The organism is Kitasatospora sp. NPDC007106 (assembly GCF_040634455.1).
Lineage (GTDB): Bacteria > Actinomycetota > Actinomycetes > Streptomycetales > Streptomycetaceae > Kitasatospora > Kitasatospora arboriphila.
This window is the reverse complement of sequence record NZ_JBEYFP010000461.1, coordinates 1-4767: the sequence shown is the minus strand read 5'-3', so window position 1 is coordinate 4767 and position 4767 is coordinate 1. Positions and strand designations below refer to the sequence as shown.

3 protein-coding genes are annotated in these 4767 nt (G+C 79.3%); 2 read left to right on the top strand and 1 reads right to left on the bottom strand.

What is annotated here, in order from left to right:
- The coding region (locus ABZ641_RS26080) for a hypothetical protein (RefSeq protein WP_359985437.1) at positions 1-2520 on the top strand (2520 nt) is incomplete at its 5' end.
- Between the two features lie 158 nt (positions 2521-2678).
- Here ABZ641_RS26080 and ABZ641_RS26075 read toward each other — a convergent pair.
- Positions 2679-3944: an MFS transporter gene (locus ABZ641_RS26075; protein WP_359985434.1), complete on the bottom strand. Its 1266-nt coding sequence runs from the start codon at positions 3942-3944 to the stop codon at positions 2679-2681.
- 212 nt (positions 3945-4156) lie between these two features.
- Between ABZ641_RS26075 and ABZ641_RS26070 the strand changes: the two genes are divergently transcribed.
- The coding region (locus ABZ641_RS26070) for an ROK family protein (protein WP_359985440.1) at positions 4157-4767 on the top strand (611 nt) is incomplete at its 3' end.

Below are 4767 nucleotides of genomic sequence, written 5' to 3'. Positions count from 1 at the left end.
GCCACCTGGACTGGTACGCCGACGGCATGTACCCCCCCATGCAGCTCGACGAGGGCGTGTGCTCTTCCGATCTTTCCGCCCGAGGACCTGCGCACCCTCGCCGACACCTGCCGCCCCCGGCCCGCCCGGGGGATCTTCCACCGGGACGCCTGGGGCCCCGAGCCCTACCTGCTGCTGCTCGACCCCGACACCCGCCTCGGCGTCGCCCGCGAACGCCTCGCCGCCCGGCCGAACACCCGGCGCCCCGACCTCACCACCCTGCTCAGCCTCGACCCGCCCGAGCGGGCCGACCTCCTCGCCCCCGCCCTTGCCCGCACCACCGACAGCCCGTACCTACAGGCCGGCCTGCTCGCGCTGCTGCCCTTCGACCGCGCCGAGGAGGGCCTCACCACCCTGGCCGGCCACCACCGGCACACCACCCGGATGATGGGCCGCACCGGCCTGCTGCGCGCCGCCGCCCAGCAGGACCAGCAGACCTGGGCCCGCGTCCTGCACGGTCTCGAACGCGCCTGGCACGACCACCCCGAGGCCCGCGAACCGGTGCTCGCCGAGGCCGCCCGCACCCCCGAACACCTGCTGGCCGCCACCCCCGAACAGGTCCTGCGGGACGCCGTCCTCACCACCGCCCAGGCCCGCGACAGCACCCCCGGATGCCTGCGCGCCGCCGACACCTGGCTCCGCCGCACCCTGCGCCGGGCCGGCACGGACGGCGACACCGGGCGGGCCGCCGCCCTCCTCGTCCTCGCCGTCCACCTGCACGAACACCCCCGCTGGACGGCACCCGCCGAACCGCTCGGCCTCTCCCGGGCCCGGGCCGGTGCCGTCTGGACCCGGCTGCTGCGCACCCCCGGCTTCGAACGGCCCGAGCGCCTGCTCGCCGCCGCCGAACTGCTCCCGCCGCTGCCCGCCGTCGACACCCTGCTGGAACGCCTGGTGACCGGTGACCACCCGCCCGCGCTGCTCGCCCGCGCCGCCCGGCTCCGGCTGCGCGCCCCCGGCACCCCCGGCACCCCCGGCACCCGCGAGCGGCGCTGCGCCGCGCTGGTGGCGGCCGATCCCGGCTGGGCCCGAGTGGACGAGGTGTTCGCCGTCCTCGCCCGGCGGCGCACCGACCTGCTGCCCGACGTCCTCGCCGCCGGACGCACGCACCCCGGCGGACGGTTCGGCGACGGCCGCGGACCCTGGCTGCCCGCCCTTCCCGCCGATGCCGACCGGCGGGCCCGGGCGGAACACACCGCACTGGTCGGCCCGGTCGCGTCCGACGAGGGCGAACCGCTCGCCGTCCGGTCCGCGGCGGCCGCCGTCCTCACCGACCCCGACCGGCTCACCGCCCTCGCCGGGCACGCCCCGCAGCCGGTCGCCGCCGCGGCCCTGCTCCGGCTGGCCGACCGCGCCGAGCCGTCGGCCGCACTGCCCGTCCTGCTCGCCCACCTCGGCGGCGGCGTCCGCGGCCGGGCCGCCGTCCAGGGCGTCCGCCGGCTGCTCGGACGGCTCCCCGAGGCCGACGGGGTACGGCTGCTGGGGGACCTGCTGACCCGGCCGGGCCTCGCCGTCGGCGTCGGCAAGGAACTCGCCCGCGCCCTCGCCGACCTCCCCGACCGGCCCGCCGCCGGTCTCGCCCTGCGGGTCTGGGACCTCCCCGCCCTGCACCGGGACGTCCGGGCGGTCCTCGCCGCCGGGCTCACCCGCCACCTCGACCGCCCGGGCGTCGCGCAGCGCCTGGCCGCCGCCCTCGGCGAGGAGGCGGTGCGCGAGGCCGTCCTCGGCATCCCGCACCTGCGGCTCCCGGCCGCCTGCCGGGCACCGTTCGACGGGCTGCTGCTCGCCGCGATCCGGGACGGCGACCCCGCCACGGCGGCGCAGGCGCTCGCCGTCCGCCGCTCGCGCGGACCGCTCGACGAGGACACCGTCCGGGCCGTCGTCGAGCGGCTGCGGCGCCCCGACGAGCCGGACGAGGTCCGGCGCTCCGCCGTCGCCCTCCTCGCGGACCGGCCGACCGAGCCGGCCGTCGCCACCTGGTGGCCGCAGCTGGTCGAACGGCTCGCCGACGAGGCCCGGCACGACCCGCGGCAGCGCCGGCGCCTCGCCGAACTGGCCGACCACCGCTCCGGCACCGCCGTGCCGCCGGTGCTGCTCGATCCGCTGGTCCCGGCCCTGCTGGCCGCCGGGCTGCCCGCCCGCGCCGCGGCGGCCGCGTTCGGCGCGGCCCTCGGCGCCCTGCTCGCCGGGGACCTCGCGCCGCACCGCTGGGACACCCTGCTCGACCTCACCCGGGACCGGCCGAACCGGCTGCCGGCGCCGGGCTTCCCCGGCGCACTCCGGCCCGACCCGGCGCTGCTGCACCAGGTCACCGAGCGGCTGCGCGCCGACGGCGGCACGGCGGCCGGCCTGCTCGGGGTCAGCCTGCTGACCGCCCACTTCGGCTGGACGGACTCCGACGCCCTCCGGTCGGCGCTCGCGCCCTGGCAGCAGCACCCCGACCCGGACGTCGCCGAGCAGGCCCTGGTCGCCACCGACTGACGGCGGCGGGCACGTCGGGTGCGGCCCACGCGTCCGGGGCCGCCCTGGCCGGGGCCCGGTGTTCCCGGTGGCCGCAGCGGGCGTGCGCCGAAGGGCCGGCCCTCCCGCGGTGGGAGGACCGGCCCTCGGGGGTGTGCCGGGTGGAGCGGTGCGGACGGTCAGGCGGCGCGGCGCGGGCGGCCGACGGTGACGGCGAGCAGGCCGGCCAGCGCGGCCGCGGCGGCGACACTCGTCAGGGCGAAGGGCAGGCCGACCGCGTCGGCGAGGAAGCCGATGACCGGCGGGCCGATCAGCATGCCCGCGTAGCCGAGGGCGGAGGCGGTGGCCACGCCCTGCGGGCCGCCGGTGGCGCCGGCCCGGCCGATGGCCAGCGGGAAGATGTTCGCCAGGCCGATGCCGACCAGGACGAAGCCGCCGAGGGCCGCCGGCACCGACGGGACGAGGGCCGCGATCAGCATGCCGACGGCCGCGGTGAGACCGCCGAACAGCATCACCCTGGTCGCGCCGAGCCTGATGGACAGCCAGGTGCCGCTGACCCGGCCGGCGGTCATCGCGAAGGCGAAGGCGGCGTAGCCGGCGGCGGCCAGGCCGGCGCCCGCGTGCACGTCGTCGGTCAGGTGCAGGGTCGCCCAGTCCGCGAGCGCGCCCTCGCCGTAGGCGGTGCACAGCGCGGTGAGACCGAGCAGGACGACCAGCAGGCGCGCGTGCCGGGCCGCCGGAGCCGCCGTCCGGGGCGTCCCGGCCGCGGCGGAGACGGCCGGCGCGGGAGCGTCGCCGTCCGGGTCGCGCAGCAGGACCGCACCGGCGGCCGCGGTGACCAGCAGGCCGAGCACGCCGCCGAGGGCGAGTGCCCACGCCGTGCTGAGGGTGCCCGCCAGCAGCCCGCCGACCGCGGCGCCGAGCAGGCCGCCGAGGCTGTACCCGGCGTGGAAGCTCGGCATCACGGGGCGCCGCAGCCGGGCGACGAGGTCGACGGCGACGCTGTTCATGCTGACGTTGGCGGCGCCGTACCCGGCACCGAAGAGCAGCAGGACGGCGCCGAGCGCGGCCACCGAGTGGGTGTGCGCCGGCAGCGGCACGGCGAGGCTCAGCAGGGCCACGGAGCCGACGGTGACGCGGCGGCTGCCGTACCGCAGGCAGAGCCGGCCGACCAGGGCCATGGTGGCGACCGCGCCGGCCGAGATGCAGAGCAGGGCGAGGCCGAGTGCGCTGTGCGAGGCGTGCACCTGGGCGCGCACGTCGGGGATGCGCACCACCCAGGCGGCGAACAGGAAGCCGTCCATCGCGAAGAAGGCCGTGAGGGCGAGCCTGGCGGCGGACCAGGTGCGCGGGGCACGGACCGCCGCGGTGGCGGCGGTGGTGGCAGGGTCGGTGGTGGTGTCGGCGGCGGAGGACCGGGCTTCTGTTTTGTTCAGTAGCGGCACAAAGTCAGAATAGAGGAGTGCCGACCTCACCCACAAGTGCCCAGCCCCCGACCGAGCCGCCGCACCGCCGGCCCGCGCCGGACGCCGACGACACCCGCCCCCCGGCCTCCCCCGGAGCGAGCGGCTCCGCCGCGGCCGAAGCGCGCCGTCCGGCCGCCGACGGCCGGCCGCCCACCGACCACCGCAGGCCGGCACCGGACCGCGGCCGCAGCCTGCTCGGGCCCGCCCTCGAACTCGTCCACACCGGACGGGCACCGACCCGGTCCGCGCTGACCGGTGCCCTCGACGTCACCCGGGCCACCGCGGGCGCCGTCACCGGCGAACTCGAGGCGCTCGGGCTGATCACCGTCGACTCCCGGCCCGCGGGCGGCGGCCGCGGCCGCCCCTCGCACCGCCTCGCCGTCAACCCGGCCGGACCGGTCGTCGTCGCCGCACAGATCCACGCGGACAGCCTGAGCGTCGCGCTCGCGGGCCTCGGCGGGCGCCTGGAGGACGTCCGCTACCTGCCGCTGCCGGCCGCGACCGACCCGGTGCGGATGCTGCGGGCCGTCGCCGAGGCCGGCGCCGACCTCGCCCGCGCCACCACCCGCCGCTGCCTGGGCGTCGGCCTCGCCCTGCCGAACCCGGTCACCGAACCGGACGGCACCGCCCTTGCCGCCCTGCACTTCGCCTGGCCCAGCGGCACCCCGGTGGCCGAGCTGTTCGCCCAGGAGGTGCGGCGCGCCGACTTCGGCCCGCGCGCCCGCAGCCCGCTGCCCTCCGCCGTCGCCAACGACGCCAACCTCGCCGCCCTCGCCGAGCACCGCCACGGCGCCGGCCGGGA